Source organism: Azotobacter vinelandii CA (assembly GCF_000380335.1).
GTDB lineage: Bacteria > Pseudomonadota > Gammaproteobacteria > Pseudomonadales > Pseudomonadaceae > Azotobacter > Azotobacter vinelandii.
Genome location: NC_021149.1, coordinates 3,109,616 through 3,125,573 on the forward strand (window position 1 = coordinate 3,109,616; position 15,958 = coordinate 3,125,573).

The window sequence follows — 15,958 nt, forward strand, 5'->3', positions numbered from 1 at the left end:
AGACGACCCATGCCCCTGGTTTCCTCCACCTGGCAGCTCGTCGATGCCATCCTGGTGTTTCTCGCCGGCATGCTCCTGGTCGTCTGGGCCGGCCGCCATTTTCGCACCGGCAGCGGTCGCGGCCTGGCGCTCTACGCCTGGCACACGCTGTTCTGCCTGGTCTATGCCTGGTACACCCTGACCTACGGCGGCGACGCCATCGGTTACTACCGCATGGCGGTGAACCACGCCGAGAGCGAGTTCCAGGTCGGCACCTACGGCATCGTCTACCTGACCCGCCTGCTGATCGAGCACCTGGGACTGTCCCTGCTCGGCACCTTCCTGGTCTACAACCTGTTCGGCAGTCTCGGCCTGCTGGCCTTCGACGCCAGCCTGCGCACCGTCACCCACGGCAAGAGGCGCTTCTACCGCAGCCTGGCCACTCTCATCGTGTTCCTGCCCTCGGTGAGTTTCTGGACCTCGGGCATCGGCAAGGACGCCCCGTCCTTCCTCGCCACCGGCCTCGCCCTGTGGGCGGCGCTGGATCTGCAGCGGCGCACCCCGCTGGTCGGGATCGCCGTCGCCATCCTGTTGCTGGTCCGCCCGCACATGGCCGGCATGCTGGTCATGGGCCTGAGCCTGTCCCTGCTGCTGCACCCGGACACCTCCCTGGCCCGGCGGGTGCTGCTGGGCGGCGTCGCCATCGCCACGGCCGCCGCCCTGGTGCCCTTCGGGCTGGAGTACGCCGGGGTGAAGGGTACCGATACCGGCGCTCTGATGGACTACGTGGAAGGCCGCCAGGAGCACAACATGAAGGGCGGCGGCGCGGTGGATATCTCCTCCATGAGCCTGCCGATGCAACTGTTCACCTACCTGTTCCGCCCGCTGCCGTTCGAGGCGTTCAGCATCTTCGCCATGGCCGCCGCCCTCGATAACCTGATCCTGCTCTACCTGTTCGTCATGGGCGGACACGCCATGCTGCGCCGCCCGCCCGGCCGGCGCTACGCGGAGAATCGCCTGTTCCTCTGGAGCTACGCCCTGGTCGCCTGGCCGATGCTGGCCATGACCACGGCCAACCTGGGGATCGCCCTGCGCCAGAAATGGATGTTCACCCCCATGCTGATCCTCCTGTTCCTCTCGGCGCTCGGCACGCTGCGCCGGCAGGTACGCCCGGCCAGCCCGTCGCCGACGCCGGTCATGCGGATCCAACAGCGCTACGGCATCCAGCCCGGACAGAGGCGCGAACCATGATCTTCCTGCTCGTCGCCGGCTTCCCCGACTCGCTCCTGTCGTTTCGCGGCCCGCTGCTCGAAGCCCTGCTCGCCCGCGGCCTGGAGGTGCACGTGGCGGCGCCGCACCTGGCGCCCGGCTGCCTCCTGCGCCAGCGCCTGGAGGCACGCGGTCTGCGGGTGCACGACATTCCCCTGCGGCGCACCGGCATGAATCCGCTGCAGGACTGCGCCACCCTGCTGCACCTGTGGCGGCTGAAGCGGCGCATCCGCCCGACCCATGTCCTCGGCTACACCGCCAAGCCGGTGATCTACGGTTCGCTGGCCGCCGCCTGGGCCGGGGTGCCGCGACGCTTCGCGCTGATCACCGGGCTGGGCTACGCCTTCCTCGGCGAGGCGGGGGACGGCGGCGCCCGCGGCCTGCTGCACGCCCTGCTGCCGCGCCTCTACGCGCTGGCGCTGCGGCGAACCCACAAGGTGTTCTTCCAGAACCCGGACGACCAGGCCCTGTTCCGCGGCCAGGGCATCCTCGGCCCGGCGACGCCCTCCTGCGTCATCAACGGTTCCGGCGTGGACCTGCTCGAATACCCCGTCGCGCCCGTACCGGCGCGACCGCACTTCCTGCTGATCGCCCGGTTGCTGGGCGACAAGGGCGTGCGCGAATACGCTGCGGCGGCGCGCCAGGTGAAGAACCGCTGCCCGGCGGCGCTGTTCAGCCTGGTCGGCTGGATCGACGACAACCCCGACGCCATCGGCCAGGCGGAACTGGACGGCTGGCTGGCCGACGGCACGCTGCACTACCTCGGCCGCCTGGACGACGTGCGCCCGGCGATCGCCGCCTGCAGCGTGTACGTCCTGCCCTCCTACCGCGAAGGCACGCCGCGCACGGTACTGGAAGCCATGGCCATGGGCCGCGCGGTGATCACCACCGACGCCCCCGGCTGCCGCGAGACGGTGGTGGACGGCGACAACGGCTTTCGCGTGCCGGTGAAGGCGGTGGACGAGTTGGCCCGGGCCATGCAGCGCTTCGTCGAGGAACCGGCGCTGGCCGTGCGCATGGGCGCCCGCTCGCGGCAACTGGCCGAGGAGAAATATGATGTGCAGCGGATCAACGCCCGCCTGCTGCAGGAGATGGGTCTCTGATGCTCAAACGCTCCTTCGATCTTTTCGTCGCCGCCGTCGCCCTGCTGCTGCTCGCCCCGCTGCTGCTGGCGCTGGCCTGGCTGGTGCGCCGGCGGATCGGCACACCGGTGCTGTTCCGCCAGATGCGCCCCGGCCTGTACGGCCGGCCGTTCGAGCTGCTCAAGTTCCGCAGCATGCGCGAGGCGCGGGACGAACGGGGCGCGCCGCTGCCCGATGCCGAACGCCTGACGCCGTTCGGCCGCTTCCTGCGCGCCAGCAGCCTGGACGAGCTGCCGGAGCTGTGGAACGTGCTCAAGGGCGACATGAGCCTGGTCGGCCCGCGCCCGCTGCTGATGGACTACCTGCCGCTCTACAGCCCGGAACAGGCCCGCCGCCACGCGGTCCGACCCGGCATCACCGGCTGGGCCCAGGTCAACGGCCGCAACGCTCTAAGCTGGGAAGAGAAATTCCGCCTGGATGTCTGGTACGTGGAACACCGCACGTTTCGTCTCGACCTGCGCATTCTCCTGCTGACCCTGAAGCGGGTGCTGGCGCGCGAGGGCATCAGTGCCGAGGGCGAGGCGACCATGGCCCGTTTCACCGGGAGCGAACCATGAGAAGACTGGCCATCCTCGGTGCCAGCGGTCACGGCAAGGTGGTGGCGGATACCGCCGAACGCTGCGGCTGGCGCTCGCTGGTGTTCTTCGACGATGCCTGGCCCAAGCGCCAGCACAACGGTCCCTGGGTGGTGATCGGCAATGGCGCGATGCTGTTCGACGCCCTCTCCGGTTTCGACGGGGTGCTGGTGGCGATCGGCGACAACCGCATCCGCCAGGACCGGCTGCGCCGCCTGCGCGACGCCGGGGCGCGGTTGGCGACCCTGGTCCATCCGGCGGCCACGGTCAGCACCTATGCCCGGCTCGGCGAAGGCTCGGTGGTGTTCGCCGGCGCGGTGCTGAACGTCGACGCCCGGATCGGTCCGGGCACCATTCTCAACACCGGCTGCAGCGTCGATCACGATTGCCGGCTGGGCGAGGCGGTGCACGTCAGCCCCGGCGCACACCTGGCCGGCGGCGTGCAGGTCGGCGATCTGAGCTGGATCGGCATCGGCGCCAGCGTGCGCCAGTCGCTGCGCCTCGGCCGGCGGGTGATGGTCGGCGCCGGAGCGGCGGTGGTGAGCGACGTGCCGGACGGCACCACGGTGATCGGCGTCCCGGCCCGGCCGCTCTGTCTGAACCGCTGAGGGCGACGGGGCCGGTGAAACTGGACTGGAAAGATTGTGTGAGCCTTGGCATGGCTGCTTGCCGAGGGGCCGGACAGTCCCTGTTTCGGCCCCCCGGCCGAGTCACTTTTTCTTGTCTGGCCAAGAAAAAGTAACCCAAAAGAAGGCCACCCCCTCATCCGGCCCTGCGCTTCGCTCCGGGTTCCCTCCCTGCGTCGTCGCTCCAGGGGCACGTCCCGAAAGGCCATCCATGGCCCTCGGGCCTTTCGCCGCATCCCTGCGGCTCATCCCCTTGCGCGACGACTCCGCTCGGCCTCCTGAAGGGGGCATCCGGCGCGGCCTGACAGGCCGTGCCACAAGAAGAGCAAAAGCGCTTTCAGGCAGCTCGGAACCGACTCCCGTTCAGGAGGCCGAGCGCAGGTGTCGCGGAGGGGGACGCGAGGCAGGACGCCGAGCGAGTCGCGAAGGGACAGGGATGTCCCTTCGCGACGTGCCCCCGGAGCGGCGCCGGAGCGAGGGAACCCCGGCGCAGCCGGGGCCGAATGATCGGGCGCGCTTTCTCTTTGGTTACTTTCTCTTTCGCGCGAGCAAAGAGAAAGTGACTCGGGCGGGGGCCCGAAACAGGGACTATCCGGCCCCTCGACAAGCAGCCGATGCACTGGATCTGAAGACAATGCCGGAACGCCCAGACACACAATCTTTCCAGTCCGGTACCCGACAGGCGTTTCACAGGACCGCCATCCCGGGCCCGGCCGCTCCGAACCGGCCGGGGCGACCGAGCCGGAACATCGCGGATGAATTCGCTCCTGCCACCGGAAGGCGTGGGTAGCGACACGAACTCGCTCCCGACGACAGACGAACGCTCGCCACGCCCCCATGAAGCGTTCGCAGAAAGATAGTCCGAGGATTCCGCAACAACGCTCCGCCACGGAGCCGTCACGGCGCCCCACCCGCGCGACACGCCAACGTACCCATCGAACCACCACCGTCAATGTCCCGGAGGCTTACCCGGATGCTGGACAGCCCCTTCCCCCCCTGGCCCTGTTTCACCGAGGAAGAAGCCGACGCCGTGCGCCGGGTGCTCCTCTCCAATCGGGTCAACTACTGGACCGGCCAGGAGTGCCACGCCTTCGAGGAGGAGTTCGCCGCCTGGAGCGGCTGCACCCACGCCATCGCCCTGGCCAACGGCAGCGTGGCCCTGGATCTGGCGCTCAGGGCCCTGGGGATCGGCCCCGGCGACGAGGTGGTGGTGACGCCGCGCAGCTTCTTCGCCTCGGCCGCCTGCATCGTCAACGCCGGCGCCACGCCGGTGTTCGCCGACATCGACCGCGACTCGCAGAACGTCACCGCCGAGACCATCCGCGCGGTGCTGACGCCGCGTACCCGGGCGTTGCTCTGCGTGCACCTGGCCGGCTGGCCCTGCGACATGGAGCCGATCATGGCACTGGCCGAAGCGCGCGGCCTCAAGGTGATCGAGGACTGCGCCCAGGCCCATGGCGCGCGCTACCGGGGTCGCTCGGTCGGCGGCATCGGGCATGTCGGTGCCTGGTCGTTCTGCCAGGACAAGATCGTCAGCACCGGCGGCGAGGGCGGCATGCTCACCACCGACGACCGGGCGCTGTGGTCGCGGATGTGGTCGCTCAAGGACCACGGCAAGAGCTGGGAGGCGGTCCATGCGCGCCGCCATCCGCCGGGATTTCGCTGGCTGCACGAGAGCTTCGGCGGCAACGCGCGGATGACCGAAATGCAGGCGGCGCTCGGGCGCATCCAGTTGCGCCGGCTGCCCGACTGGCACGCCAGGCGGCTGGCCAACGCCGGGCGCATCTGGCGCTGCGCGCGGCATCTGCCGGGGCTGCGCGTGCCGCGCCCGCCGGCGGACATCGAACACGCCGCCTACAAATGCTACCTGTTCGTCGAGCCTTCCCGTCTGAAGAGCGGCTGGAGCCGCGAACGCATCCTCGAGGCGATCGCCGCGCGCGGCGTGCCCTGCTTCTCGGGCAGTTGCGCCGAGCTGTACCTGGAACGGGCCTTCGAGGGCACGCCCTGGCGTCCCGCCGAGCGCCTGCCGGTGGCCCGCGAGCTGGGCGAGACCAGCCTGATGTTCCTCGTCCACCCCACCCTGGGCGTCCGCGAGATCGAGCGCACCTGCGCCGCGCTGGGCGCGGTGATGGACGAGGCGGCGCACTGAAGCGGCCGGCGCCCCTTCGTTCCCACCTCCGGAGACCTTGCCGATGATCTTCCCCGTTTTCCCGACACCGGCGTTCGTCGTACGCGCCCGGGCGTCCGCCCCGCAGCCATCGCTGCGCGGGACGGCCGGAGCGCGATATCGCCCCCATGCCGATACCTTCCGGCGCTCTTTCGGCGCCAGCCATCCGGAGGCTTTCGCCCACCCACCATGATCGTCGCCGTTTTCGCCCATCCAGGACGGTTTCACGCACTCAGGGACCGAATACCACCTCCGCATTCCGACCTCGACGGCGGATGCCATGTCGCAGAGGAGGTTCATCGTCCGATGAAATCGCCACACAAGGAATCTTCGCAACCCATCCGCCAGCGCCTGCTGGACCTTTCCCATGCCCAGAAGCGGCTCATCCAGGTCGGCGTCGACCTCCTGCTCGTCTGGCTGGCGCTCTGGCTGGCGTTCTACATCCGCCTCGAAGACATGACCCCGATCGAACCCCTCGGCGACCACGCCTGGCTGTTCACCGCCGCCCCGGCCGTCGCCCTGCCGATCTTCGTGCGCCTGGGCATGTACCGGGCGGTCATGCGTTACCTGGGCAACGAGGCTTTGCTGAGCATCGCCCGGGCGGTCACCCTGTCGGCGCTGCTGCTGGCCCTGGTCATCCTCCTCCACGGCAAGACGAGTCCGCCGATCCCGCGCTCGGTGATCTTCAACTACTGGGGGCTGAGCCTGCTGTCGATCGGCGGCCTGCGCATCGCCATGCGCCAGTATTTCACCGGCGACTGGTTCAACCTGCGCGAGCTGTCCTTCCGGCGCCCGGAGAACGGCCCGCCACGGGTGGCCATCTACGGCGCGGGCTCGGCCGGCAACCAGCTCGCCCACGCCCTGCTCATGGGCCACGCGCTGCGTCCGGTGGCCTTCATCGACGACGATGCGCACCTGGCCGGCCGCACGATCGCCGGCCTGCCGGTCTACGCCCCCGACCGGCTGGAGCGGATGCTCGGGGAAACCGGCGCCACGGAGATCGTCCTGGCGATCCCCTCGGCCAGCCGCAGCCGCCGGCGCAGGATCCTCGAGATGCTGCAGGCCCACCCGCTGCCGGTGCGCTCGATGCCCAGCATCGCCAAGCTGGCCTGCGGCCGCCTCACGGTGAACGACCTGCAGGAAGTGGACATCGCCGACCTGCTCGGCCGCGATGCGCTGCCCCTGCGGCCCGAATTGCAGGAACGCTGCATCCGCGGCCAGGTGGTGATGGTGACCGGTGCCGGCGGCTCGATCGGCGCGGAACTGTGCCGGCAAATCCTCGCCAACGGACCGGCCACGCTGATCCTCTTCGAGCACTCGGAGTACAACCTGTACAGCATCCACGGCGAACTGGAACGGAGAATCCACCGGGAAGCCCCGGGCCTGCGCCTGGTCCCCGTCCTCGGCTCGGTCCGCCACGGCAGCCGCCTGCTCGACACGCTGCGCCACTGGCGGGTCGACACGCTCTACCACGCCGCGGCCTACAAGCACGTGCCGCTGGTCGAAGTGAACATCGGCGAAGGCGTGCTCAACAACACCTTCGGCACCCTGCGCGCCGCCCAGGCAGCGATACGCGCCGGAGTACGCAGCTTCGTGCTGATCTCGACCGACAAGGCGGTACGCCCCACCAATGTGATGGGCGGCAGCAAGCGCCTGGCCGAGATGGTGCTGCAGGCCTTCTCCGGGGAGCGCGAGGTGGAGCTGTTCGATGAGCCCGGCCTGTCGCCGCAACCCAACCGCACCCGTTTCACCATGGTCCGCTTCGGCAACGTGCTGGGTTCGTCCGGCTCGGTGATCCCGCTGTTCCGCGAACAGATCCGCAACGGCGGGCCGATCACCGTCACCCACCCGGAGATCACCCGCTACTTCATGACCATCCCCGAGGCGGCGCAACTGGTGATCCAGGCCGGCGCCATGGGCGAAGGCGGCGACGTCTTCGTGCTGGACATGGGCGAGCCGGTGAAGATCCTCGACCTGGCGGAGAAGATGGTGCGCCTGTCCGGCCTGTCGCTGCGCACCAAGACCAGCCCGGACGGCGACATCGAGATCCGCTTCGTCGGCCTGCGTCCCGGCGAGAAGCTCTACGAGGAACTGCTGATCGGCGACGGCGCGACGCCGACCAGCCACAGCCGGATCATGCGCGCCCACGAGGAGCACCTGCCCTGGCGGGAGCTGAAGCCGCGCCTCGAAGCCTTGGCCGGGGCGCTCGAAGCCGACGATTTCCCGCGCATCCGCGAGTTGCTGCAACGCACCGTCAGCGGCTACCGGCCGAGCAGGGAAATCCTCGGCCGGCCCCTGCAGGAACATCCGGCCAGTTGTCAGCCCGTTCCGCCTGGATGCACCTGGTGGTTCCACAGGATGCCAGGCCGAACGGCGAAAACCCCTGACGGGGCCTGTCCTGCCGTAATGGCCGCTGCGAGTCGACCCGGCCTCGACAAAACTCTCCCGCGAATCACGGACGAGGCGACATGGAGACGACTCGATCTGCCCTGCCCTCGTTCGGCGGACCGCTCTTTTCTCCTGGCCGAAACCCTCGCCCGCCAGGCCGAGACCGATCCAGCCGCCACAAACATATTGACCGGAAAAGAGCGACAGAACAGATGAGCAACATTACCGTAAACATCACAACCACTTACAATCGGTTGGATTTGTGTTCACAAACCGCATGGTCGCTGCTGAACCAGTCGATCCTCCCCCCCAAGATCGTCATCTGGGTTTCCAAGGAGGCATACCTGATAGACCAGGGAATAGACAGGGAGCCGAGATGGGTCAGGGACCTGAACAAGTTGAGAAACATCATAGAGTTCAGATGGACGGCGAATACCGGTCCCTACAGAAAGCTGTTCCCTGCCCTGGATGCGGCAACCGACGATCAGATCATCGTCTATGCCGACGACGACGCGATATACAGGGAAAACTGGCTCAGCCTGCTGATCAGCAAATTCCGGGAGCACAATGAAGAAAAGATCGTGGCCTCGCGCATTCGCATCAGGAAGCGAAACCTGTTCGGCCACCACAAGACCTACATGCTCTGGCCCATAGCCAAAAAGGAAGTCGAACTCGACAGCGACTACCTGATCACGGGGGTGGGCGGGGCAATCCTCAAAAAAAATCATATAAAGGAAGAATTCCGGAAAAACCAGGATTACCTGACAGTCTGTCCGAAATGCGACGACCTATGGATAAGCGAGATAATCGCCCGCTCCAAAACCCCTGTCCTGTCCTGCCCGGAGGCCATGCGCGAAATTCTCACCATCAACCATGAGCATGGTCTGGAAAACCAAAACACCCTGACTTCGCACAGCCTTGCACGCCAGGCCCTGAACAAAGTCAAGATAAACACCTTCGGGCGACTTGGAATTCCGACGTGCAACAACGACGTATCCTTCAAGCGAGTCAAGAGCTATTTCAACGAGATCGAAAAAACCGCTTTGGGAACTGTACGGGTGGACAAACAGGTATCCTGAACATGGCAATCGCCAAAACCGGGCACAACACACGAGTGCCCTGGCAAATGTGTTTCATACAGCCGCCAAGCGATTTCCGAAAGGATGGACCGGCGCGACGTCGATAAGCATCCTGCCAAGAAGCTGCGAGAAAACTTCCACCCCGATATAGCCTGAGCATGGAGCAACGCAGTGAAGAACGCGATAGCCGTCTCGGTCATAGTGCCCGTCTACAATGCCGAACGCCATATCGAGCGCACGCTCGACAGTCTGGCCAGCCAGTCGCTCGAAAATATCGAGGTCATCGTAGTGGATGATGCGTCCACGGATAAATCATCGCAAATTATCCGCTCGAAGGAAAAAAGCCTCAATCTCGTTTATTTTCGCCAGACTGTGAATCAGGGTGCCCATAATGCACGCCTGCAAGGCTTGCAACATGCCCGCGGGGCATGGATAGGCTTTCTCGACGCCGATGACGTGGCTCATCCCGACATGTTCGGTTCGATGCATGAGGTGGCCAGCGAGCACCTGTCCGATATAGTCGTGTGTGGCTCATATCGCGTAGCCGAGTCTGGAGAACGCCTGGGCACGAAAATCAGTTTCGTTGAGAACACCGAAATAAGTACAGATGTATTTGGCAGGTTTTGCCGCTTCGAATTCGGAACCGGAATGCTGTGGAACAAGCTCTATCGAAGGGAAATCATCCTACCGTTCAAGGAAATGGACTTTCCCTGGCGACAGAATCTCAATGAAGACCTGCTGCTGAACATAGGCTGCTTTTCACGGGCGTCCACGATTTACCTCATGAAAGATATTCTTCACGACTATACCCACAACCGAACCAGCGCCACGTCGATCACTGGTCGCCCCAAGGCATATGTGGAGACCTATAGAGCCTATGCCGTCGCCGTCAGCAGATTTTCCGAGCTGGGCGCCGGTGCGCTGGAAAATATTACCGAAATGTACAGAACCCAACTGAGATGGGGGAATTACAACATCAACAACCTTGAAGAGCTTTCCGAATACAGGGAGGAACTCCAACAGGCCACGAACATGCTATACCGACACTACCCACATGGGCTTGCCCTGCTTGCCGCACGCCCCGAGCGCAAGCCTCCCGTCGAACAGCCCATCATGAAGAAAATCACCAGAAAGCTTATTAGAACATTGCAATCCATGGAGATCCTGAAAACTCCCAGATAGACCTCCACGACTCTCGAAGTTGATTGGCCATGGAAAAGCAAAGATCGTCTCGGCAAAACATCCGAGCCTGATTTCATTTACGGCTTTCCAATGCATTATCCTGTCCGCCTCCATGGATATCCCTGTAAGGGAACTTCCAAAACCCTTCGTTCCGATCATGGCACCGAAAGCCTGCGCGGCCTGTTCCGGGCACGCTCGGAGGCGAGTATTTGGAAGTGCCCTCGTGAAGTTCATGTTGTCAGCCTGCCGCCGTCGATACCGGTGCCGTTCTTCAATGCCTGAATCAACCAGGCAGGCGCACCCTGATATCCCACTTCATTCTTGGCACAAGGAAACCACCATGGCTCCGGAAAAGGTCAGCGTCATCATTCCCGTCTACAACGTGGCACCTTATCTTGCGCAATGCCTGGATTCGGCCGTCAACCAGGACTACGACAACCTGGAGATCATCGCCGTCGATGACGGCTCCACGGATACCAGCCTGGAAATACTCGAGGCATTCCGTGCCAGGCACGGCAACCTGCTGGTCAGGAGCACAAAAAACCAGGGCGTATCGATCGCCAGAAACACCGGCCTCGAATTGGCCACAGGCGAATACATTCTGTTCGTCGACAGCGATGACTTTCTGGAAAGACAGGCCATATCCACCTGCGTGGAAATTCTCGGGCGCCAGCAGGTGGACATGGTCTTCTTTGCATCGACTGTCTTCTTCGATGGAGTGGACGAGAGCCTGAGAGAAAACTTCAGAGGCGAAAGAGTCCCAGACCTGCACGGCGCCTACATTCCGGCACATACCTTCTTCATTCAGTCGATCCGGCTCAAGAGCTATCTGATGATGCCCTATCTCTACATGTACCGGAGAAAGGAATTCGAAGGCCTGAGGTTCTATCCGGAGATAGTCCACGAGGACAATCTGTTCACGACCAGACTTCTCCTCGAAAAGGAACATGCCAGGATCGCCTGCATTCCGGACAGGCTTTACAACCGGCGTGTCCGACCCGAGTCGATCATGACGCAGAAGAAGCAGAAAAGGCATATAAACGGCTATCTCGTCGTCGCGCAGGAACTCCTGAAGATCAAGCTGCCCCCGGAAAACAGCGAAGCAGGAGCGGCCTTGAACCAGTTCGTCCAGCTCAACCTCCTCCGCGCCCTGGAAACCTGCAAGCTGACCTACGCGGGCAGACTCCCCCTGCACGTGAGGGGCAGACTGGTGATGCTGTTCGCAAGGACGAAAATCGAACGCCGGAAAGTCAAACGCATCCTGTTCTCCGTCTTTCCCGAACTGCTCGCCCTGAGAAACTCCCTCAGGAAAAGTCTGCACATGTAGCGGGGATCGATGGCCTACCGAGCCATGTCCTGCGCTGTCGCCGCGACCGACCATCACGCACACCTCGGAGCCGACATGGCGCCGCTCCGGATGGTCCGGCTGCCGGATCGGCCACTTCGCAGGCGCACGCCTGTCCGGCCGCCAGGAGAAAATCGTCCCGCCGCTTGGCTGCCGGCAGCGACACAACCTAGCCTTTGATAGCCCATGTTGTGTGAAGGGCTCTCCTTTTCCCGAGATGGAGCCTGAAGCATGAAAGCATTCCCTCCGCTCCCGTCGCCGAGCAAGCCCGGCCGGACCAGCGCTGACGAGACACTAGCACCAGCCCCCAGCCCTCCGGCCCACGCCGTCAGCCACGGGAACCCCGCCCCCTCCGGCAGCGGGAATCCCCATTAGCGCCCTGGCCATCGGTAAACGCTTCCGGCTCCCCGTCGATCGCCTGAAAACGGATCGTCATTCCAGCGCCCCAAAGGCCCATGGAGGGATTCGCCTTGTCCGTCCCGCACAGCGGCAGCGCGGCAGCGCGCCGTACACGCATCCTCGCTCTGGTAGCCGCCCTCCTCCAGGGCTGCATGTTCTCCCCCGGCCCCTACCTCGACACCTCCGAACTCCGCGGCAAGGGCCCGCCGGAAAGCCCGCGCTTCGAGCTGGTGCCCATCACCACCCGACTGGTGGCGACCCAGGAAGCCACCCGCGTCGTCGAGAAACTGCCGCCCGAGCTGACCGGCTACACCCCCGGCCCCTATCTGATCGGCGTCGGCGACGTGCTCAATATCACCGTCTGGGATCATCCGGAACTGACCAACCCGGCCGGCGTGCAGCAGTCGTCCGAAGCCAGCGGCCGCCCAGTGCGCCCCGACGGCCGCCTGTTCTACCCCTATATCGGCGAGATCCAGGCCGCCGGCCTGACCATCGAGCAATTGCGCAACGACATCGCCGGGCGCCTGGCCCGCTATATCGAGAATCCGCAGGTGGATGTCGGCGTGAACCGTTTCGGCGGCCGCCGGGTGATTCTCACCGGAGCCTTCGGCAAGACCGGCCCGCAACCCCTGACCACCATCCCCCTGTCGCTGCCGGAAGCCATCGGCCAGGCCGGCGTGGCCGCGGGAGCCGACATCGCCAGGCTGATCCTCAAGCGCAACGGCCGGGAATACCGTCTCGACCTCGACACCCTGAACCGCGGCGGCGCGGAACTCGACCGCATCTACCTGAAGGACGGCGACCAGTTGCACCTGCCCAGCAACGACAGCCGGCGGATCTTCGTCCTGGGCGAGGTCATCTCGCCCGGCCCGCTGTCCTTCAGAAGCCGCAGCATGACCCTGACCGAAGTGATCGGCCTGGTCAGGGGCCTGCGCCAGGAAACCTCCGATCCGCAGGCCGTCTACGTGATACGCGGGGTGGGCGATCTCGAACGGGAAACCGCCCAAGTCTTCCAGTTGGACGCCGAGTCGCCGGCCGCCCTGGTGCTGGCCGCGCATTTCCACGTCGAGCCCCAGGACGTGGTGTACGTCGGCGCCGCCGGCATCACCCGCTGGAACCGCTTCATCAGCCAGTTGCTGCCTTCGGGTACCTTCCTCAGGACAGGCATCAATCTGGAGGACGACCTGAACCGATAGCGGACGACGCGCGCCTCAGGAGCCGGCATGCTCCACGCCGGCCGCCTGCCCCGGCGCGCCGTCGCGCAGTTCGCGGCGCAGGATCTTGCCGACGTTGCTGGTCGGCAGGCGGTCGCGGAATTCGACGTGTTTCGGCCGCTTGTAGCCGGTGAGGTTGTCGTGCATGTGGCGCAGCACCCGCTCCTCGGTCAGGCCCGAACCGGGCCTGGGCACCACGAAGAGCTTGATCGCCTCGCCGGTGCGCTCGTCGGGCACGCCGATGGCGGCGCACTGCAGCACTCCCGGCAGGGCGGCGAGCACTTCTTCCAGCTCGTTCGGATAGACGTTGAAACCGGACACCAGAATCATGTCCTTCTTGCGGTCGACGATGCGCAGGTAGCCGTCGGGTTCGATCACCGCGATGTCGCCGGTGCGCAGCCAGCCGTCGGCATCGAGCACTTCGGCGGTGGCCCCGGGGTTCTGCCAGTAGCCCTTCATCACCTGCGGCCCCTTCACCCAGAGTTCGCCGCTGCTGCCGGACGGCACTTCCCTGCCCTGTTCGTCGACCACCTTGCACAGGGTCGAGGCCAGCGGCATGCCGATGGTGCCGGGGCGGATGTGGCCATAGGGGTTGCCGGAAACCACCGGGCTGGCCTCGGTGAGGCCATAGCCTTCGAGGACCTCGCAGCCGGTGAGGCCTTTCCAGCACTCGGCGGTGGCCTGCTGCAGAGCCATGCCGCCGGACAGGGTCAGCTTCAGCGCGGAGAAGTCCAGGCAGCGGAAACCCTCGTCGTGACACAGCGCGGCGAACAGGGTGTTGAGGCCGACGAAGCCGCTGAACCTCCACTTCCTCAACACGCGGACCATGCCCGGCAGGTCGCGCGGATCGGTGATCAACAGGTTGTGGTTGCCGATCAGCATCATCGCCATGCAGTGCAGGGTGAAGGCGTAGATGTGGTAGAGCGGCAGCGGTGCGACCAGGGTCTCGCAGCCCTCGCCCAGGACGCCGGCGACCAGCGCCCGGCATTGCAGCATGTTGGCCACCAGATTGCGCTGGGTGAGCATGGCTCCCTTGGGCGTGCCGGTAGTGCCGCCGGTGTACTGCAGCACGGCGATATCGTCGGGCGCCGCCGCGACCTCGCGCAGCGTCCGTTCGCGGCCCCGGCTCAAGGCCTCGGTGAACTTCAGCGCCTGCGGCAGGTGGTAAGCCGGCACCATGCGCTTGAGGTGGCGCACCACGGCGTTGACCAGCACGCGCCTGAACGGCGGCAGCAGGTCGCCGACCTCGGTGACCAGCACATGGCGGATGCCGGTCCGCGGCAGGACCTCCTCGACCAGATGCGCCTTGTTGGCCAGGCAGACGAGCACCTTGGCCCCGGAATCGTTGAACTGGTGCAGCATCTCCCGGGCGGTGTACAGCGGATTGGTATTGACCACGACCAGCCCGGCGCGCAGGGCACCGAACACCGCCACCGGATACTGCAGGAGGTTGGGCAGTTGCACGGCGATGCGGTCGCCCTCCTGCACGCCCTCCAGTCCCTGCAGGAAGGCGGCGAAGGTGCCGGACAGTTCGTATAGCTCGCCGTAGCTCAGGGTCCGGCCGAGGTTGCTGAAGGCCGGCCGATCGGCGAAGCGCTGGCAGGAGGCTTTCAGCACGGCGGGAATGTTGGGGTACGGATCGGGATCGATTTCGCCGACCGGGCCGGCGGAATACTTGTCCTTCCAGAAATTCTCGATCATGCAGCTACTACTCCGTACTTTGGCGCAGGTTGAGTTCTTATTGTCCGCTGGCAGACAGGCGGGCCGAGGGTAACAGGCACGGCCGCTCCCCCGGAAGGCCCGCAAACCGTGCCTCTCGCCCGCCGGACGGGCATTTCCTGCGTACCGGGCCGAGTCGCGTACGAATCGGTGCTCTTTCCGTGAAAACCCCGGCGCCCGGCACTACAATGCGGGCTTTGTGCAACCGATCCGAATCTTCCCGCGCCCATCGCCCCGATGGGGACTCCTTTCCTCCTATAGATGAATTCCAAGGAAACTGCATGAGCCAGGTTACCAACGTCCCCTATGGCGATCTCGAAGTCGGCCAGAAGGCCAGCTATAGCAAGACCGTGGAGGAAAAGGACATCCAACTGTTCGCCGCCCTCTCCGGCGACCACAACCCGGTACACCTGGACCCCGAGTTCGCCGCCCGCAGCCCGTACAAGGAGCGCATCGCCCACGGCATGTTCAGCGGCGCGCTGATCAGCGCCGCGGTGGCCTGCACCATGCCCGGCCCGGGCACCATCTACCTGGGCCAGACCATGCAGTTCACCCGTGCGGTGAAGCTCGGCGACACTCTCACCGTGCGTCTGGAAATCCTCGAGAAACTGCCGAAGTTCCGCGTGCGCATCGCCACCCGCGTCTACAACCAGCGCGACGAACTGGTGGTCGACGGCGAGGCGGAAATCCTCGCCCCGCGCCGCCAGCAGAGCGTCGAATTGACCCGCCTGCCAACGATCAGCATCGGCTGAGCGCCCCGGCCCCGCCGCCCGCGCGGGGCCGCGCCCCATCCCCTCGCCAGATGCGCTGCCACCTGCTTGAATGACCCGGCCCGCCGCAGCGGCGGGGCCCCGCACAGCAGAAGGAAATACGC

12 protein-coding genes are annotated in these 15,958 nt (G+C 65.4%); 11 read left to right on the forward strand and 1 reads right to left on the reverse strand.

Translation table 11 applies throughout. From position 1 onward, the window contains the following. Window positions 1-9: 9 nt before the first annotated feature. The 10 genes from AVCA_RS13685 to AVCA_RS13730 all read left to right on the forward strand — a co-directional run bounded on the left by AVCA_RS13685 (window position 10) and on the right by AVCA_RS13730 (window position 13,347). Window positions 10-1,230 carry a hypothetical protein gene (locus AVCA_RS13685; RefSeq protein ID WP_012701556.1) on the forward strand — a complete coding sequence of 407 codons (1,221 nt, stop codon included), beginning with the start codon at window positions 10-12 and terminating at the stop codon, window positions 1,228-1,230. After that, window positions 1,227-2,351, forward strand: coding sequence for a glycosyltransferase family 4 protein (locus AVCA_RS13690; protein WP_012701557.1), 1,125 nt, complete (start codon window positions 1,227-1,229; stop codon window positions 2,349-2,351). The genes AVCA_RS13685 and AVCA_RS13690 overlap by 4 nt, the downstream gene beginning before the upstream one ends. Next, on the forward strand, window positions 2,351-2,947 hold the full coding sequence (locus AVCA_RS13695; protein WP_012701558.1) for a sugar transferase: 597 nt from the start codon (window positions 2,351-2,353) through the stop codon (window positions 2,945-2,947). The genes AVCA_RS13690 and AVCA_RS13695 overlap by 1 nt, the downstream gene beginning before the upstream one ends. Further along, the gene (locus AVCA_RS13700) at window positions 2,944-3,573 is read left to right on the forward strand and encodes an acetyltransferase (RefSeq protein ID WP_012701559.1); all 630 of its coding nucleotides are present in this window, start codon (window positions 2,944-2,946) and stop codon (window positions 3,571-3,573) included. The genes AVCA_RS13695 and AVCA_RS13700 overlap by 4 nt, the downstream gene beginning before the upstream one ends. A gap of 991 nt (window positions 3,574-4,564) precedes the next feature. After that, complete coding sequence (locus AVCA_RS13705) at window positions 4,565-5,740, forward strand: DegT/DnrJ/EryC1/StrS family aminotransferase (protein WP_012701560.1); 1,176 nt, start codon at window positions 4,565-4,567, stop codon at window positions 5,738-5,740. A 324-nt stretch (window positions 5,741-6,064) separates the two neighbouring features. Further along, complete coding sequence (locus AVCA_RS13710) at window positions 6,065-8,362, forward strand: polysaccharide biosynthesis protein (RefSeq protein ID WP_012701561.1); 2,298 nt, start codon at window positions 6,065-6,067, stop codon at window positions 8,360-8,362. Next, window positions 8,359-9,225 carry a glycosyltransferase gene (locus AVCA_RS13715; protein ID WP_072432895.1) on the forward strand — a complete coding sequence of 289 codons (867 nt, stop codon included), beginning with the start codon at window positions 8,359-8,361 and terminating at the stop codon, window positions 9,223-9,225. Before AVCA_RS13710 ends, AVCA_RS13715 begins: the two co-directional genes overlap by 4 nt. 171 nt (window positions 9,226-9,396) lie before the next feature. After that, on the forward strand, window positions 9,397-10,407 hold the full coding sequence (locus tag AVCA_RS13720) for a glycosyltransferase family 2 protein (protein ID WP_012701563.1): 1,011 nt from the start codon (window positions 9,397-9,399) through the stop codon (window positions 10,405-10,407). A 274-nt stretch (window positions 10,408-10,681) separates the two neighbouring features. Next, complete coding sequence (locus AVCA_RS13725; protein ID WP_236616173.1) at window positions 10,682-11,734, forward strand: glycosyltransferase family 2 protein; 1,053 nt, start codon at window positions 10,682-10,684, stop codon at window positions 11,732-11,734. A 473-nt stretch (window positions 11,735-12,207) separates the two neighbouring features. After that, window positions 12,208-13,347, forward strand: a complete 1,140-nt coding sequence (locus AVCA_RS13730) for a polysaccharide biosynthesis/export family protein (protein WP_012701565.1) — start codon at window positions 12,208-12,210, stop codon at window positions 13,345-13,347. 15 nt (window positions 13,348-13,362) lie between these two features. On the opposite strand, the gene AVCA_RS13735 is transcribed toward AVCA_RS13730, so the two are convergent. Beyond that, window positions 13,363-15,066, reverse strand: a complete 1,704-nt coding sequence (locus tag AVCA_RS13735; RefSeq protein WP_012701566.1) for a long-chain fatty acid--CoA ligase — start codon at window positions 15,064-15,066, stop codon at window positions 13,363-13,365. Window positions 15,067-15,365: 299 nt separating this feature from the next. Here AVCA_RS13735 and AVCA_RS13740 point away from each other — a divergent pair, with 299 nt between their 5' ends. Continuing rightward, window positions 15,366-15,836 (forward strand): MaoC family dehydratase, encoded by a 471-nt coding sequence (locus tag AVCA_RS13740; protein WP_012701568.1) that lies wholly within the window; start codon window positions 15,366-15,368, stop codon window positions 15,834-15,836. The last annotated feature ends 122 nt before the right edge of the window (window positions 15,837-15,958 follow it).